The following is a 15,711-nucleotide window of genomic DNA, read 5'->3' as shown; positions in this document are numbered from 1 at the left end:
AGTGATTGTTTTTTGAACGCCCCGACGCCGGTGAGACGGCGGTACTCGTCCATGTCGACTTTCAGGATGAGCAAGAGCGCGAGGATCCGGGAGAGTTCCTGGAACTCGTGCGCTCTGCCGGCGCCGAGCCGGCGACCCTGCTGACCGGCAGTCGCAAGCGTCCCGATTCGCGCACCTTCGTCGGCTCGGGCAAGCTCGAGGAACTGCGCGAAGCACTCGCCGTTCACTCGGCCGAACTGGTGATCTTCAACCACGGCCTGAGCCCCTCCCAGGAGCGCAACCTCGAGCGTGAGCTCAAGTGTCGCGTGCTCGACCGTACCGGCCTGATTCTCGACATCTTCGCCCAGCGGGCGCGGACTCACGAGGGCAAGCTGCAGGTCGAGCTGGCTCAGCTGGAGTACATGTCGACCCGCCTGGTGCGGGGCTGGACCCACCTGGAACGCCAGAAGGGCGGTATCGGTCTGCGCGGCCCGGGTGAGACCCAGCTGGAGACCGACCGACGGCTGCTGCGTGGTCGCATCAAGTCGATCCACAAGCGCCTCGACAAGGTGCGCGGCCAGCGGGATCAGAACCGTCGCTCGCGGGCCCGTGCCGAGATCCCCAGCGTCTCGTTGGTGGGGTACACCAACGCCGGCAAGTCGACGCTGTTCAATTCGATTACCGAGTCGCAGGTCTATGCGGCCGACCAGCTCTTCGCTACCCTCGACCCGACGCTGCGGCGACTGGAGGTCGAGGATGTGGGGCCGGTGGTGATGGCCGATACCGTCGGTTTCATCCGCCATCTGCCGCACAAGCTGGTGGAGGCCTTCCAGGCGACCCTCCAGGAAGCCGCCGAGGCCAGCCTGCTGGTGCACGTCATCGATGCCGCCGATCCCGACCGTGAGCTCAACGTCGAGCAGGTCGAGACGGTGCTCGACGAGATTGGTGCCCTGGAGGTGCCGACGCTCAGGGTGATGAACAAGATCGACCTGCTCGATAGCGCGCCGCGCATCGAGCGTGATGGCGAGGGGCGCCCCGAGGTGGTCTGGCTATCGGCCCGGGAAGGCAGAGGCATCGAGCTGCTGGAGCAGGCGCTCTCGGAGTGTCTGGCCGAGGATGTCATCGACTTCACGCTGACCCTCGAGCCCGAGCAGGGGCGGCTGCGTGCCGGCCTGCACGAGCTGGGTGCGGTTCGTGAAGAGAGCTTCTGTGAAGAGGGCCAGACGCGCCTGCAGGTACGTCTGCCGCGCCGCGACTTCCTGCAGCTGATGGCGCGGCTCGGTGAGCGGGCCGATGACTACCTGCCGGCGTCACTAAGCGAGCGTGAGGCGTGGGAAGAATCCCCTTAGGCGGGACAAGCACAAGACAGGATCGCAACCGAGGCCCCCGCCGGCACTTCCGGTCGGGGCAGCAACGCATAGTGGAGAAGACCTATGGCCTGGAATGAGCCTGGTGGTGGTGGCAACCAGCACGACCCCTGGAGTGGGGGCGGTCGCCGTGGCGGTGGAAACGGCGGCGGTGGCAAGGGCGGTGGCAACCAGCCACCGGATCTGGATGAGGCCCTGAAGAAGTTTCAGGACAAGCTTAACGGCATGCTGGGTGGCCGCGGTGGCAAGAAGGGCGGTTCCGGGGGCAAGGGCGGCGGTGGCAAGCCACGCAATGCCTTCACCCTGCCGGGTCTGCTGCTGCTGGTTGCCCTGGCCATCTGGGCGGCGTCGGGCTTCTATCTGGTCGACCAGTCCGAGCGGGGCGTGGTGCTGCGCTTCGGCAAGTTCCAGGAAGTGGTCACCCCGGGTCTGCAGTGGAACCCGCCGCTGATCGACGACGTGCGCATGGTCAATGTGACCCGCGTGCGCTCGCTGACCCAGACCCAGTCGATGCTGACCCGCGACGAGAACATCGTCGAGGTCGAGATCTCGGCTCAGTACCAGGTCGCCGATCCGCGTGACTTCGTGCTTAACGTGCGCAACCCGCAGCTCTCCATCGAGAATGCGCTCGACAGTGCCCTGCGCCACGTGGTCGGTGGCACCGACATGATCGATATCCTGACCTCTGGGCGTGAGATTCTCGGCAGCTCGGTGGCCAGTCGCCTGCAGTCCTATCAGGACATCTACGGTACCGGTATCCGTCTGCAGACCATCAACATCGAGTCGACCTCGGCGCCTGATCAGGTCATCGATGCCTTCGATGACGTCATCCGGGCCCGTGAGGATCGTCAGCGCACCATCAACCAGGGCATGGCCTACGCCAACGCCATCATCCCCGAGGCCCAGGGTCAGGCGCAGCGTATCGTCGAGCAGGGCCAGGGCTATCGCGAATCGGTGGTCGCCGAGGCGCGGGGTCAGGCGAGCCGTTTCAACGCCCTGCTGGGCCAGTATGAGGAGGCGCCCTCCATCATGCGTGAGCGCCTCTACCTGGATGCCATCAGCGAGGTCTTCGGCAGCACACCGAAGGTGATGGTGGATGTCGCCGATGACTCGCCGCTGATGTATCTGCCCCTGGATCAGATGGGCAAGAGCGGCCCCCGCAGCGCAGAGCCGCAGGGCGAACAGGGTGAGCTCGATCCGCGAGTGCTGGAGCGCCTGCGGAGCTCGCAGGGCGCCGCGTCATCTTCCAGCAACACCAGCAACAGCAGCAACACCGGTGGTATCCGCAGGGAGGGCCGCTAAATGATCAATAATCGTTCCCTGCTCATTGTCGGCGGCCTGGCGGCCATCGCCTGGTTGGCCAGCAACAGCCTGTATGTGGTCGACGAGACCGAGCGTGCGGTCAAGCTGCGCTTCGGTGAGATCATCGAGGAGGACATCCAGCCCGGACTGCACTTCAAGATGCCGATCACCCAGACGGTGCGTACCTTCGATACCCGGCTGCTGACCCTGGATACCGATCCCAGCCGTTACCTGACCCTGGAGCAGAAGGCGGTGATCGTCGACTCCTACGTCAAGTGGCAGGTGGTCAATCCGACCCAGTACTATGAGGCCACGGCCGGCGACGAGCTGATGGCCAGTCGCCTGATCCAGCCGCGGGTCGACGAGAGCCTGCGTAACGCCTTCGGCCGTCTCGACCTGCAGGAGATCATCGCCGAGCGTCGCGATGATCTGATGACAGGGCCGACCGAGGAGCTCGACGCACTGCTGCGCGACGAGCTGGGGGTGGCCATTCGGGATATCCGGGTCAAGCGCATCGATCTTCCCGAGGATGTCTCCTCGGCGGTCTACGAGCGGATGCGCTCCGAGCGTGAGCGTGAGGCCCGCGAGTGGCGTGCCCAGGGTCAGGAGGAGGCCGAGCGTATTCGTGCCAATGCCGATCGTCGGCGCCAGGTGCTGCTGGCCCAGGCCAATGAGCGCGCCGAGACCCTGAGGGGTGAGGGCGATGCCGAGGCGGCAGCCATCTTCGCCGAGGCCTATGGCAAGGATGAGGAGTTCTTCACCTTCTGGCGCAGCCTGAACGCCTATCGCGACAGCTTCGCCAGTGATGGCAACATGCTGGTCCTCGACCCCTCCAGCGACTTCTTCCAGTACCTGAAGAGCCCCACGCCATCCGGCGCGGAGTAGAACGACCGACCGGGCCTGCGGGTCCGGTCGGGGTTCATCCCGGGCCCAAACGTGATAGACTCCTGTAACCGGGCGTGGCCCGGTTTTTTTGTGGCCGTCTATCGCAAGCCCTGACCGCAAGCCCTGACATCAGTCAGACGCTCGCCGAGCTCTCGGCAGTGTCTCCAACACGGCCATTCATTGCCTTGCAGGATGATTGACATGACCATCGCTGACCGCTGGCTGCTGCCCGACGGCATGGACGAAGTGCTGCCGCCCCAGGCAAGCCGCATGGAAGAGCTGCGCCGAGGGTTGCTCGACCTCTATCACCGCTGGGGCTACGACCAGGTGATGCCGCCTACCGCAGAGTTTCTCGACTCCCTGCTTACCGGTACCGGCTCCGATCTGGCCCTACAGACCGTCAAGCTGACCGACCAGCTCACCGGCCGCATGATGGGCATCAGCGCCGACGTCACCCCCCAGGTGGCGCGCATGGATGCCCACTCCCTCAAGCGCCAGGGGCCGGTGCGACTCTGCTACTGCACCAACGTGCTGCGCGCCACGCCCGACCAGCATCAGTGCGGTCGCAGTCCCGTGCAGGTCGGGGTGGAGCTGTTCGGCCACGCCGGTCGCGAGGCCGACCTGGAGATCCTCAACCTGGCCCTGGCCTCGCTGAGCGCCGCCGGCGCCCGCGAGATTCACCTGGCGCTGGGCCACATCGGCATCTACCGTAGTCTGGTGGAAGCGTCCGGTCTCGAGGGGGATGCCGAGCGCGCCATGTTCGCGGCCCTGGAGCGGAAGTCACCAGGCGAGCTGGCCGCCCAGGTCGAGGCGAGTGTCGGCGATTCTGGCCTGGCCGAGATGTTCATGGCGCTGGGCCGCCTGCATGGTGGCGTTGAGGTGCTCGACGAGGCCCAGGAGGCCTTCGCCGAGGCGCCTGCCGCCGTCACTGCCGCCCTGGAGCAGCTGCGTGCCCTGTTGAACGGTGTACAGGCCGCCCACCCCGGGGTTTCGCTCTACCTCGACCTGGGTGAGCTGCGCGGCTATGCCTACCATACCGGCATGCTGTTTGCCGCCTATGTGCCCGGTTATGGGCAACCGCTGGCCAAGGGTGGGCGCTATGATGACACCGGGCGTGCCTTTGGCCGGGCTCGCCCCGCGACCGGCTTCTCCATGGACCTCAAGCAGCTGGCCACGCTGTCGCCCGCCGAACCGCCCCGTGATGGCATCTGGGCGCCGGCCGAGGGAGAGGGACTGGTGGACGCCGTGATGGCGCTGCGCGCTCGAGGCGAGCGTGTGGTGCAGGCGCTGCCGGGTCAACGTACCGGGCCCACAGAACACCGCTGCGATCGTCAGCTGGTGCTCGATGATGGCCACTGGCAAGCCGTGACACTGTAGACTGGGTTACCACCTTGGCGCGACGGCCCGCCGCCGCGCGGCAACGAGAGACGAGAGAGCAATGGGCAAGAATGTAGTCGTATTGGGCACCCAGTGGGGTGATGAGGGCAAGGGCAAGGTCGTCGACCTGCTCACCGAATCCGCTTCCACCGTGGTGCGTTTCCAGGGCGGTCACAACGCCGGCCACACGCTGGTGATCGATGGCGAGAAGACCGTTCTCCACCTGATCCCTTCCGGCATCCTGTGGCCCGGCAAGATGTGTGTCATCGGCAACGGCGTGGTGCTGTCACCGGAGGCACTGATCACCGAGATCCGCAAGCTGGAAGAGAAGGGCGTGCCGGTACGCGATCGCTTGCGCCTGTCGCCGGCCTGCCCGCTGATCCTGCCCTATCATGTGCGTCTCGATCAGGCCCGCGAGAAGGCCCGTGGCATCGCCAAGATCGGCACCACCGGGCGTGGCATCGGTCCGGCCTATGAGGACAAGGTGGCGCGTCGTGGCCTGCGCCTGGGCGACATGCTCCATCGCGAGCGCTTTGCCGCCAAGCTCGGCGAGGTGCTGGATTACCACAACTTCGTGCTGACCCAGTATCACGGCGAGCCGGCGGTGGACTTCCAGGAAGTGCTCGACAGCGCCATGCAGATGGCCGAAGAGCTGCGTCCGATGGTGACCGATACCGTCAGCCTGGTGCATGGCGTGCGTCGTGAGCGCGAGAATATCCTCTTCGAGGGGGCCCAGGGCTCGCTGCTCGATATCGACCACGGCACCTACCCCTACGTGACCAGCTCCAACACTACCGCGGGGGGAACCGCCACCGGTTCCGGCGTCGGTCCGCTCTATCTGGACTACGTGCTGGGCATCACCAAGGCCTATACCACCCGTGTCGGTTCCGGCCCGTTCCCCACCGAGCTGTTCGACGACCATGGTCGCCATCTGGCCGAGAAGGGCCACGAATTCGGCGCCACCACCGGACGCGCCCGCCGTTGCGGCTGGTTCGACGCCGTGGCACTTCGCCATGCCGTACAGGTCAACTCCGTCTCGGGGATCTGCCTGACCAAGCTCGACGTCCTCGACGGTCTGGAAAACATCCGCGTCTGTGTCGGCTATCGCAGCAAGGATGGTGAGCTGTTGGATAACCCGGTGGACTCCGAGGGCTACGAGGCCGTGGAGCCCATCTACGAGGACCTGCCGGGCTGGAGCGAGTCGACCCTGGGCGCCAAGCGCGTGGAGGACCTGCCGGCCAACGCGCGCGCCTATATCAGCTACCTCGAGGAGAAGACCGGGGTCAGCATCGATATCATCTCTACCGGTCCCGACCGCAACGAGACCATCGTGCTGCGTAATCCGTTCGACGACTGAGCGACACGCCGCGGCGATATGCAGAAGGCCCCGCTTGTGCGGGGCCTTCTGCGTTTTCAGCGGCTTGTTTAGTCGGCTCAGTAGTCGATGCCGCGGCGTGCCTGCACCCCCGCGTTGAAGGCGTGGCGCACCTCCTGCATCTCGGTGACGGTATCGGCCATGGCCAGCAGGTCGCGGTGAGCATTGCGACCGGTGATGATCACGCTCTGCTCGGCGGGGCGGTTCTCGATGGCACGCCTGACGGTCTCGATATCCAGGTAGCCGAACTTGAGCATGTAGGTGATCTCGTCGAGCACGACCAGATAGACCTCGGGGTCGGCCAGCATGCGCTCCGCCTCGACCCATACTTCACGGCAGGCGGCGGTATCCGTCTCGCGGTTCTGGGTCTCCCAGGTGAAGCCGGTGCCCATGATGGCGACCTCGAGGTTGGGGTCCTCGATCAGTCGCTCGCGCTCGCCACACTCCCACTGGCCCTTGATGAACTGGATCACCCCGACTCGGTAGCCATAGCCCAGGGCACGGGTGACGGTGCCCCAGGCGGCGGTGGTCTTGCCCTTGCCGTTGCCGGTGAAGACCATCATCAGGCCGCGCTGCTCGGTGGCGGCGGCGACCTTGTCGTCGACGTGGCTCTTGAGTTTCTGCATCGACTGCTTGTGGCGGGTATCGCGATCGCTCATCGGGGCTCCAATTCTGTACAAGGCTTGTCAAGGTGCGTCATAGCATACGCGAGCCATGGCAAGGCGTCAGCCTTCCCGGTGTACCAGCGCCTCCATGCGTGACAGGAACACGCTCATGATACGCTCATAGAGGCCGCGGCCGAGCACGGCGTCCTCGATACCGGCATCGATATTGGGATTGTCATTGACCTCGATCACCACCACACGCTCACCAGCCTGCTTGAGATCAACCCCATAGAGACCATCGCCAATCAGGCGGCACGCCTTGAGGGCCGCCTTGATTACCGCGGGGGGGACCTCCTCGGGGGCATGGGTGGTGAAGCCGCCGCTCCTCACTCCGGCTGCAGAGTGATCGTAGATCTGCCAGTGTCCGCGGGCCATGTAGTAGCGACTGGCAAAGAGTACCTGACCATCGAGCACACCGATCCGCCAGTCGTATTCGGTGGGTAGCCACTCCTGGAGCAGCAGCAGGGCCGAGTCTTTGAACAGACGGCTCGCCTCGAGCTCCAGTTGCTGCAGGTCGCTGACCTTGACCACTCCCCGGGAGAACGAGCCATCAGGCACCTTGAGCACCAGTGGGAAGGCAAGATTGGCGAGGCGTTCGGCCAACGGACGGCGATCGCCTCGCTTGAGCAGAGCACCTTCCGGTGCCGGCACCCCGCGGGCTCGGAGCAGGGCGTGCAGGTAGACCTTGTTGGTACAACGCAGGATATCCCGTGGTGAGTCGAGCACCACCAGCCCTTGGTGCTCGGCGCGCCGCGCCATGCGATAGGTATGATGGTCAAGTGCGGTGGTTTCACGAATGAACAGGGCGTCAAACTCGGCGAGACGTCCGGCATCGCGCCGGGTGATCAGCGAGACATCGATACCGAGCCGACGTCCAGCGCGGATAAAGGCCTTGAGGGCGCTGCGGTTGCTGGGGGGCAACGCTTCCTCGGGATCGATCAGCATCGCCAGGTCGAAGCGGTAACGACGCCTGGCGCGCGGTGTTCGCCATATCTGGCGTGAATGACGGTTGAGGGCACGGGCGAAGAGGTCCTGCTCTTCCATGGCCAGGTCGCGCAGGCGTAGCGGCCTGAGGCGGGAAAGCCGCCATTGCTCGTGGCGACGCACTAGCCTGGCCTCCAGTAGTGGGCAGGGCAGGCGCTCGAAGAGCTTGCGTGCCAGGCGTTCGAGACCGGGCTGATGGCATTCGCCGAACAATACGCGCAGGGTCACGGCATCGCCTGCCAGTTGGCCGCGCCGATCTAGTTGACCGAGCAGCGGTGCCAGCGTATCAAGCTGCAGGTCGATCAGCGCCTTGCGCGACAGCTCGTTGAGCGTCTCCACCGTAGGCAATACTCGCTGGCCGCGAGCCTGTGCTAGCAGCGAGACGTAGTAACCGGTGCCCAGGTAGTCGAGCTCACCACACAGGTTGATCACGTGGGTGGTTCGCTCTGTTTCGGCGGCATCACGCTGGCGCTGGTCCAGCGACAGGTAGTCCTCGGCGCTGATCAGATCGTCACTAGGATAGTAGGGCTGCCAGTCGGCGAGGCGGTCGACAACGATTCGCAAGGGGCACATGGGGGCTACCAGGCAAGGGGCGGCCGCTGGGGACCGGACAGTGGTCAGGATGCACCTGGCTCTTGGGCACGACAAGGTGGAGGCTGATTGAAAAGATTTCATGTTGGCGTGGCGCTGGCAGTGACCCTAAAGCGAGCTCAGAATCATCCAACTGTCTTCTGGAGAGCCTCATGACCATTCAGCTGCGTCGGGCCACTGGCGATGACCTCAACGCTCTCTTTCGCCTGGAGCAGAGCGCCTTCACCGGTGATTGCTTCAACCGTCGCCAGCTCTGGTACCTACTCAATCGCGCTCATGCCGAGACGTGGGCGCTGGAGTGCGACGCCGAGGCGCCTATGCCGGCGAAATTGCTGGGCTACGGTACCCTGCTGTTCCGCCTCGGCAGTTCCCGAGCACGGCTATATTCCTTCTGCGTACACCCCGAGTCCCGTGGCTCCGGCCTGGGGCGTCAACTTCTCGAGACTCTGGAGGGGGCAGCCCGCTCGCGAGGCTGCACCCGCCTGGGGTTGGAGGTACGCGCCGATAATGGTGCGGCGAAGGCACTGTACCGGCGCATGGGGTTTCGGCTCGAGCGCTGCCTGCCAGGGTACTACGAGGATGGTTGCGCTGCCTGGCAGATGCTGAAGTCGCTGGAGACGGAGGTACTAAAAGAAGAGGGCTGATAGAATCCCCGCTTCTATCCCCTTTGCCAGGAGCCGCCATGCCTTCCTTCGATATCGTCTCCGAGTTTGACAAGCACGAGGCCAGCAATGCCGTCGACCAGGCCAATCGCGAAATCCAGACGCGCTTCGACTTCAAGGGCGTCGATGCCAGTTTCAGCCTCGAGGGTGACAGCGTTAGCCTCGAGGCTGAAGTCGACTTCCAGCTCAAGCAGATGCTCGACGTGCTGCGCAACAAGCTGATCGCCCGCGGTATCGATGCCCGCTGCCTCGACGTTCAGGAGCCGGTGCTTTCCGGTGTGCGTGCTCGTCAGGAGGCGCAGCTCAAGCAGGGTCTCGACCAGAAGGAGGCCAAGGATATCGTCAAGCGCATCAAGGAGTCCAAGCTCAAGGTGCAGGCACAGATTCAGGGCGAGAAGGTGCGTGTCACCGGCAAGAAGCGCGATGATCTTCAGGCGGTGATGGCGCTGCTGCGAGGCGAGCAGGGCCCCGATCTGCCGCTGCAGTTCGATAACTTTCGCGACTGACGCCATCCGGCACCTGCTCGTCTAAGGTCACCATGGTCACCTCTGATTGGCGTGCCGGGGCAGGCTGCGCTTCAATACCAGTATCAACGGGAAAGGAGCGCGGGATGTCAGAGTTGAAGCGCCTTGTCTTGATAGCGATCGCCGGCATCAGCCTCGTGCTGGGTATTGTCGGCATGTTCCTCCCGCTGATGCCCACCACCTGCTTTCTGCTGCTGGCGGTGTGGGCGGCATCGAGAAGCTCGCCACGCCTGGCCGGCTGGATACGTGAGCATCCCCGCTTCGGACCAGCCGTGGTGGCCTGGGAGGGCGAGCGGGCCATTCCGCGTCACGCCAAGTGGCTGGCCGCCGGCATGCTGGTCCTCTCCATGCTGGTGCTGGCGCTGACCGTCAGCCTGCTATGGCTCAAGCTTGCCCTGATCGCCGGGCTGACGCTGCTCGGCGCCTGGATCGTCACGCGTCCCGAGCCGGCGTTGTGAGGGTGCTTTGAGCTCGGCGGGCGAGGCGCCGTACAATGGTCGCAATTCTCGACAGGAGCATCACGCATGTCCGACCCCCAGGCGACCTACCTGAGCGACTACCGCCCCCCGGCCTACCGCGTTACCCATACCGACCTCACCTTTGATCTCGACCCCGGTGCCACGCGAGTCAAGGCGCGCCTGCATCTGGAGCGCCATCCGGAGCGTGAGGCGGGCGAGCCGCTGGTACTCGATGGCGAAGGCCTCGTCCTCAAGGCGATTGCCGTCGATGGCGAGCCGTTGGAGGCTGACGAGTATGCGGTGGGCGACAGCAGCCTGACGGTGCACCGAGTGCCCGAGGCCTTTCTCCTGGATACCGAGGTGGAGATCGCCCCCGAGGCCAATACCGCCCTGGAGGGGCTCTATCTCTCGAATGGCATGTACTGCACCCAGTGCGAGGCTGAAGGCTTCCGGCGAATTACCTACTATCCGGATCGCCCGGATGTCATGGCGACCTTCTCCACTACCGTGATCGGTGATGACGAGCGTGAGCCGGTACTGCTCTCCAACGGCAATGCGGCGGAGCGGGGTAGCCTGCCGGGTGGCCGGCATTTCGTCACCTGGCAGGACCCCCATCCCAAGCCCAGCTATCTGTTCGCCCTGGTGGCCGGCGACCTGAAGAAGGTCGAGGATGACTTCACCACCATGAGTGGCCGCGAGGTGGCTCTGCAGATCTGGGTCGAGGAGGAGAACCTCGACAAGACCGACCATGCCATGGCCTCGCTCAAGCGCGCCATGCGCTGGGACGAACAGGCCTATGGTCGCGAGTATGACCTCGACCTGTTCATGATCGTGGCGGTCAATGACTTCAATATGGGCGCCATGGAGAACAAGGGGCTCAATATCTTCAACTCCGCGGCGGTGCTGACCCATTCTCAGACCGCCACCGATACCGCCTTCCAGCGGGTCGAGAGCATCGTCGCCCATGAGTACTTCCATAACTGGTCGGGCAACCGGGTGACCTGCCGCGACTGGTTCCAGCTCTCTCTCAAGGAGGGTTTCACGGTATTCCGTGATCAGTGCTTCTCGGCCGATACCAACTCCCCGGCGGTCAAGCGCATCGAGGATGTTGCCTTCTTCCGCACCGCCCAGTTCGCCGAGGATGCCGGGCCTACCGCGCACCCGGTGCGCCCCGATCACTATATCGAGATCGGCAACTTCTACACCCTGACCATCTACGAGAAGGGCGCCGAGGTGGTGCGCATGCTGGCCAACCTGGTGGGCGAGGAGGCCTTCCGCCGGGGCAGTGATCGCTACTTCGAGCGGTTCGATGGCCAGGCGGTGACCATCGAGGACTTCGTGGAGTGCATGGCCGAAGCCTCGGGCCTGGATCTCTCCCAGTTCATGCGCTGGTACTCCCAGGCCGGTACGCCGGAGATCGACGCCTTCGGCGAGTATGACTATGCCAAATGCGAGTATCGACTGATTCTGCGCCAGCGCACGCCAGCCACCCCCGGCCAGCCCCACAAGCTGCCGCTGCATATTCCGATCCGTCTGGGGCTGGTGGGTACCAAGAGCGGCCGTGACCTGCCGCTGACACTGGATGGTGAAGCGCTTGGCAGTGACGCCGTCATCCACCTGTGCGAGGCGGAGCAGGAGCTCGTGTTCACCGATGTCTCAGAGGCCCCGGTGCCGTCGCTGCTGCGCGGCTTCTCGGCGCCGGTGAAGCTGCGATTCCCTTATGGCCGCGAGGATCTGGCCTTCCTGCTGGCCAACGACTCGGATGGCTTCAACCGCTGGGAGGCCGGTCAACGCCTGGCCATGCTGGCCCTGGACGACCTGATCGCCGCCCACCGCAACGGGGTCGAGAAGGTGATGGATTCGCGGGTCGTCGAGGCCTTCCGCGGGTTGCTCGAGGGGGAGCCCGAGGATCGTGCGGTGCTGGCCGAGATGCTTGTCCTGCCCAGCGAGGCCTATATCGCCGAGCAGCAGCCGCTGGTGGATGTCGACGCCATCCATGCGGCGCGGGAGTTCATGCGCCAGGGGCTGGCGGCTTCCCTGCGCGACGACTTCCTGCGCGTCTACCGCGAGAACCAGCTCGATGAACCCTATGCGCCGACACCCGAGCAGATCGCCCGACGCAGCCTGAAGAACGTGGCGCTTGCCTACCTGATGGCGATCGAGGACGAGGAGGGCATGGTGCTGGCCCGTGAGCAATTCGAGGCCGATCACAACATGACCGATGTGCGTCATGCACTGACCCTGCTGACTCACAGCAGCCGCGATGAGCTCAGCGAGCCGGCGCTCAAGGCCTTCGGTGAGCGCTGGGCGCATGATCCGCTGGTGATGGATCAGTGGTTCGCCATCCAGGTCGGGCGCCCACAGCCCGACGTGCTGGAGCGCGTCCGCTTCCTGATGGAGCACCCCGCCTTCTCGCTGAAGAACCCCAACAAGGTGCGTGCCCTGATCGGCACCTTCGTCGGCCAGAATCGCATCAATTTCCATCGCCTGGACGGGGAGGGCTATCGCCTGTTGACCGACACCGTGATCGAGCTAGATCGTCTGAACCCGGAGATCGCGGCTCGCCTGATTATCCCGCTGACACGTTGGGCGCGCTTCGACGAGCAGCGTCAGGCATTGATGAAGGGGGAGCTCGAGCGCATCCGTGCCGAGAAGCTCTCGCCCAACGTCTATGAGGTGGTGGAAAAGGCCCTGGCCTGACGTTTCGCATCACTAACGGAAAGCGCCGCCCTTCAGGGCGGCGCTTTTACGTTGCAGGGAGTCAGTAAATCAGCCAGCTCAACACGGCGAAGCTCAGCAATAGCCAGACCAGAGTGGCGACGATGGCCCGGCGGGTCAGGGCACGGAAGGCCTTCCACAGCATCCACAGGCCCACCACCAGGATCAGCAGACTGACGATCGATGTGGAGATTCCAAGCGAGCCGGCCAGTTCCTGCAGGAAGCTCCTTGCGGAGGCGCCGAGGTTGGCGAAGAAACCGGTCAGCAGGTCGACGACGAAGCGGATGACTTCGCCGAGGGTGCGGCCGATCCAGGCGAAGAACTCTTCCATGTTCAGGTTCCCCCGTGGTTCGGTAAGGTGCCAAAGGTAGCATGCCGGCGACGGTTGTCATCAACGGCATGCATGGTGTCTCATCCAAGCTGGCTTGAGATCGGCTCGATCCCCGACTCCTCGGCGGCGCTGTCCGCCAGGGCCCGGCCGGCCTTGTCATAAACATGAAAGACGGCGCTGGCGCCCAGCTCACGAATGGGTTCGATCTCCTCGGGGAACTCGACCACGGCGGTGATCCTGCCATCGAACTGGCGTGAGCGCAGCTGCTTGAGGGCGAAGAGATTACCGGCATGGTGAGGCATCGACAGCACCACCATGCGCACGTCGGGAGACATCAGCAGCTTGTCCCAGAAGTCGGAGTCCAGGGCATCGCCCTCAACGATGTTGAACCCACGCTCGACCAGCATCTTGACGCTGGCCGGGTTGCTGTCGATGCCGAGTACACGCAGGCCATACTGCTTCTGCAGGCGGCGATAGACGCTGCGCCCGATCCGGCCCATGCCCAGCACTACCGCTTCGGCATCACCGACCTCGATGGGCCGGTCGCTGAGATACAACTGGCTTGGGTCACGCTCGGGCAGGCGCGGCTCCAGCCAGCGGTAGATGCCCTCGCTGACGGCGTTGAGCATTGAGGAGAGACCGAAGCTGAGGGCGACCGCCAGCGAGATGACGACCAGCCAGTTTTCGTCGAGCAGGCCGCCTGATACCGCGATGGCTCCGACGATCAACCCGAACTCGGAGTAGTTGGAGAGGCTCAGGGTGGCCAGGACCGCGGTGCGGTTACGCATCGGAAAGCGCATGAACACCAGCAGATAGAGCAGACTCTTGAGTGGCAACAGAGCGACCAGCAGCAGCGCCATCTGGACGTGGCTGGCGTTCGGCATGGCGGTGAGGCCGATGCTCAGGAAGAAGCCGACCAGCAGCAACTCCTTGATATTGAACATCGAGCGCGAAAGGGTCTGGGCGGCTGGGTGGGGAGCCAGCAGCAGGCCGATAATCAGCGCGCCGAGATCCCCCTTGACGCCCAGCGCCTCGAACAGCGCATAACCCAGTACCAGGGCCAGCAGCATGCCGAACAGGATCTGCATCTCGCCGTGGCCCAGTCGATCCAGCAACTGGCGCAGCAAGGGGGCCAGTGGAATCAGCAGCACCAGACCCAGCGCCCAGGGGCTCGGCAGCTTGCCGGTTGAGGCGGTGATGAACAGCACGGCGAAGATGTCCTGCATGATCAGCACACCGATGGCCAGTCGGCCATAGGCGGTCTGCGTCTCGCTGCGCTTCTCCAGTACCTTGATCACGAAGACCGTACTGGAGAAGGAGAAGGCGAAGCCCAGGAGCAGCAGCGTATGCCACTGACTATCGGCCAGCAGCGACAGGCCGAGCCCCTTGAGCCCGACCAGCAACCCGCAGAACAGCAGCGATGAGCCGATCATGTGCAGGCTGGTCCCGCCCCAGACTTCACGGCGCAGCAGGGTGCGAACGTCGAGCTTCAGGCCGATGGTGAACAGCAGCAAGGTGACGCCGACCTCGGAGACCAGCGTGAGCAAGGGGGTCTTGTCGTAGCCTATCGCGTTGAGCACGAAGCCGGCGGCAAGGAAACCCACCAGCGGTGGTAGCCGGATGGCCAGGGCAGCAAAGCCGCCCAGGAAGGCGGCGAGAAGAAAGGCCGGTTCGATCATGCACGCTCCGTGTTCGTTCAATCACGCGTTGACGATAGTCTACGGAAGACGGTCGAGGAATGGCACGACTTCGTGGCGGGGTCGAGTGATGCGGCCTGTCCGCCGCCGAAAGCGCTGGGTGAGAGAAATCGTCAACGGCCCCGGCAGCGGTTAAGGTAGCAGCAGGGCGCCGGTAAGCGGTGCTACCCCACTCCCTGTTCGCCACTCGAGGATGCCATGGACCTCTCGATGATCCTGCCAGTCGTGCTGCTGGCTGCCCTGCTGATCTATGCCGTCAGCATCTACAATCGCCTGATGGCGTTGAAGAACCGCTTCCAGAATGCCTTCGCCCAGATCGAGGTACAGCTCAAGCGGCGCCATGACCTGATCCCCAACCTGGTGGAGACAGCCCGGGCCTACATGAGCCACGAGCGTGAGACACTGGCTGCGGTGACCGAGGCCCGCAATGCCGCAGAGGTTGGCCTGAAGCACGCCGCCGCTGCCCCCGGCAACGCCGCCGCCATGGCCGAGCTGGCCGGAGCCGAGGGAGCGCTGGGAGCCGCTCTTGGCCGTCTCAATGTGGTGATGGAGGCCTATCCCGATCTCAAGGCCTCGGAGAACATGCAGCAGCTCTCCGAGACCCTGACGAGCACCGAGAACCGTGTCGCCTTTGCCCGCCAGGCGTTCAACGATGCCGTCATGCAGTACAACACCTACAAGCAGAGCTTCCCCCCGGTTGTCCTGGCGGCTTCCTTCGGCCACAAGCAGGATGCTGCACTGCTCGAGTTCGAGGACAGCGCCGAGATCCAGACCGCCCCGCGCATCAGCTTCTGAG

14 protein-coding genes are annotated in these 15,711 nt (G+C 64.4%); 10 read left to right on the top strand and 4 right to left on the bottom strand.

The features are described 5' to 3' along the window. The first annotated feature begins 5 nt into the window (after positions 1–5). From hflX to GRB80_RS08040, 5 genes are all read left to right on the top strand, one after another. The gene (hflX, locus tag GRB80_RS08060) at positions 6–1,328 is read left to right on the top strand and encodes a ribosome rescue GTPase HflX (RefSeq protein WP_161423195.1); all 1,323 of its coding nucleotides are present in this window, start codon (positions 6–8) and stop codon (positions 1,326–1,328) included. 84 nt (positions 1,329–1,412) lie between these two features. Beyond that, a complete protein-coding gene (gene hflK, locus GRB80_RS08055) occupies positions 1,413–2,648 on the top strand; it encodes an FtsH protease activity modulator HflK (RefSeq protein WP_161423194.1) in 1,236 nt (411 codons plus the stop codon). Continuing rightward, positions 2,649–3,533 (top strand): protease modulator HflC, encoded by an 885-nt coding sequence (gene hflC, locus GRB80_RS08050; protein ID WP_132043291.1) that lies wholly within the window; start codon positions 2,649–2,651, stop codon positions 3,531–3,533. It abuts the gene before it with no gap. A 201-nt stretch (positions 3,534–3,734) separates the two neighbouring features. After that, on the top strand, positions 3,735–4,910 hold the full coding sequence (locus GRB80_RS08045; protein ID WP_161423193.1) for an ATP phosphoribosyltransferase regulatory subunit: 1,176 nt from the start codon (positions 3,735–3,737) through the stop codon (positions 4,908–4,910). A 61-nt stretch (positions 4,911–4,971) separates the two neighbouring features. Continuing rightward, positions 4,972–6,267: an adenylosuccinate synthase gene (locus GRB80_RS08040; protein ID WP_161423192.1), complete on the top strand. Its 1,296-nt coding sequence runs from the start codon at positions 4,972–4,974 to the stop codon at positions 6,265–6,267. 77 nt (positions 6,268–6,344) lie between these two features. Here GRB80_RS08040 and cobO read toward each other — a convergent pair whose 3' ends face one another. Both cobO and GRB80_RS08030 read right to left on the bottom strand, forming a co-directional pair. Further along, complete coding sequence (gene cobO, locus GRB80_RS08035; RefSeq protein ID WP_161423191.1) at positions 6,345–6,944, bottom strand: cob(I)yrinic acid a,c-diamide adenosyltransferase; 600 nt, start codon at positions 6,942–6,944, stop codon at positions 6,345–6,347. 66 nt (positions 6,945–7,010) lie between these two features. Further along, positions 7,011–8,507 (bottom strand): RimK family protein, encoded by a 1,497-nt coding sequence (locus GRB80_RS08030; RefSeq protein WP_161423190.1) that lies wholly within the window; start codon positions 8,505–8,507, stop codon positions 7,011–7,013. Positions 8,508–8,677: 170 nt separating this feature from the next. Here GRB80_RS08030 and GRB80_RS08025 point away from each other — a divergent pair, with 170 nt between their 5' ends. The 4 genes from GRB80_RS08025 to pepN all read left to right on the top strand — a co-directional run bounded on the left by GRB80_RS08025 (position 8,678) and on the right by pepN (position 12,869). Continuing rightward, positions 8,678–9,169: a GNAT family N-acetyltransferase gene (locus GRB80_RS08025; protein ID WP_161423189.1), complete on the top strand. Its 492-nt coding sequence runs from the start codon at positions 8,678–8,680 to the stop codon at positions 9,167–9,169. Between the two features lie 38 nt (positions 9,170–9,207). Further along, a complete protein-coding gene (locus GRB80_RS08020) occupies positions 9,208–9,693 on the top strand; it encodes a YajQ family cyclic di-GMP-binding protein (protein ID WP_132043279.1) in 486 nt (161 codons plus the stop codon). A 104-nt stretch (positions 9,694–9,797) separates the two neighbouring features. Next, positions 9,798–10,169 carry a YbaN family protein gene (locus GRB80_RS08015; protein ID WP_132043277.1) on the top strand — a complete coding sequence of 124 codons (372 nt, stop codon included), beginning with the start codon at positions 9,798–9,800 and terminating at the stop codon, positions 10,167–10,169. Positions 10,170–10,235: 66 nt separating this feature from the next. Then, positions 10,236–12,869 (top strand): aminopeptidase N, encoded by a 2,634-nt coding sequence (gene pepN, locus GRB80_RS08010; protein ID WP_161423188.1) that lies wholly within the window; start codon positions 10,236–10,238, stop codon positions 12,867–12,869. 61 nt (positions 12,870–12,930) lie between these two features. Here pepN and GRB80_RS08005 read toward each other — a convergent pair whose 3' ends face one another. Together GRB80_RS08005 and GRB80_RS08000 are read right to left on the bottom strand one after the other, a co-directional pair. Continuing rightward, complete coding sequence (locus GRB80_RS08005; RefSeq protein ID WP_161423187.1) at positions 12,931–13,218, bottom strand: hypothetical protein; 288 nt, start codon at positions 13,216–13,218, stop codon at positions 12,931–12,933. A gap of 80 nt (positions 13,219–13,298) precedes the next feature. Next, positions 13,299–14,897 carry a cation:proton antiporter family protein gene (locus GRB80_RS08000; RefSeq protein WP_202597186.1) on the bottom strand — a complete coding sequence of 533 codons (1,599 nt, stop codon included), beginning with the start codon at positions 14,895–14,897 and terminating at the stop codon, positions 13,299–13,301. 216 nt (positions 14,898–15,113) lie between these two features. On the opposite strand from GRB80_RS08000, the gene GRB80_RS07995 reads away from it, so the two are divergent. Continuing rightward, positions 15,114–15,710 (top strand): LemA family protein, encoded by a 597-nt coding sequence (locus GRB80_RS07995; RefSeq protein ID WP_161423186.1) that lies wholly within the window; start codon positions 15,114–15,116, stop codon positions 15,708–15,710. Position 15,711: the final 1 nt, after the last annotated feature.

It is taken from the genome of Halomonas icarae (assembly GCF_009901955.1).
Taxonomy (GTDB): Bacteria; Pseudomonadota; Gammaproteobacteria; order Pseudomonadales; family Halomonadaceae; genus Halomonas; species Halomonas icarae.
This window is presented reverse-complemented; position numbering and strand designations above follow the sequence as displayed.

Bases quoted from the DNA above. Each gene is read 5' to 3' on its own strand.
- hflK (WP_161423194.1), top strand. From the start codon at position 1,413: ATGGCCTGGAATGAGCCTGGTGGTGGTGGCAACCAGCACGACCCCTGG.
- hflC (WP_132043291.1), top strand. From the start codon at position 2,649: ATGATCAATAATCGTTCCCTGCTCATTGTCGGCGGCCTGGCGGCCATC.
- GRB80_RS08045 (WP_161423193.1), top strand. From the start codon at position 3,735: ATGACCATCGCTGACCGCTGGCTGCTGCCCGACGGCATGGACGAAGTG.
- GRB80_RS08040 (WP_161423192.1), top strand. From the start codon at position 4,972: ATGGGCAAGAATGTAGTCGTATTGGGCACCCAGTGGGGTGATGAGGGC.
- cobO (WP_161423191.1), bottom strand. From the start codon at position 6,944: ATGAGCGATCGCGATACCCGCCACAAGCAGTCGATGCAGAAACTCAAG.
- GRB80_RS08030 (WP_161423190.1), bottom strand. From the start codon at position 8,507: ATGTGCCCCTTGCGAATCGTTGTCGACCGCCTCGCCGACTGGCAGCCC.
- GRB80_RS08025 (WP_161423189.1), top strand. From the start codon at position 8,678: ATGACCATTCAGCTGCGTCGGGCCACTGGCGATGACCTCAACGCTCTC.
- GRB80_RS08020 (WP_132043279.1), top strand. From the start codon at position 9,208: ATGCCTTCCTTCGATATCGTCTCCGAGTTTGACAAGCACGAGGCCAGC.
- GRB80_RS08015 (WP_132043277.1), top strand. From the start codon at position 9,798: ATGTCAGAGTTGAAGCGCCTTGTCTTGATAGCGATCGCCGGCATCAGC.
- pepN (WP_161423188.1), top strand. From the start codon at position 10,236: ATGTCCGACCCCCAGGCGACCTACCTGAGCGACTACCGCCCCCCGGCC.
- GRB80_RS08005 (WP_161423187.1), bottom strand. From the start codon at position 13,218: ATGGAAGAGTTCTTCGCCTGGATCGGCCGCACCCTCGGCGAAGTCATC.
- GRB80_RS08000 (WP_202597186.1), bottom strand. From the start codon at position 14,897: ATGATCGAACCGGCCTTTCTTCTCGCCGCCTTCCTGGGCGGCTTTGCT.
- GRB80_RS07995 (WP_161423186.1), top strand. From the start codon at position 15,114: ATGGACCTCTCGATGATCCTGCCAGTCGTGCTGCTGGCTGCCCTGCTG.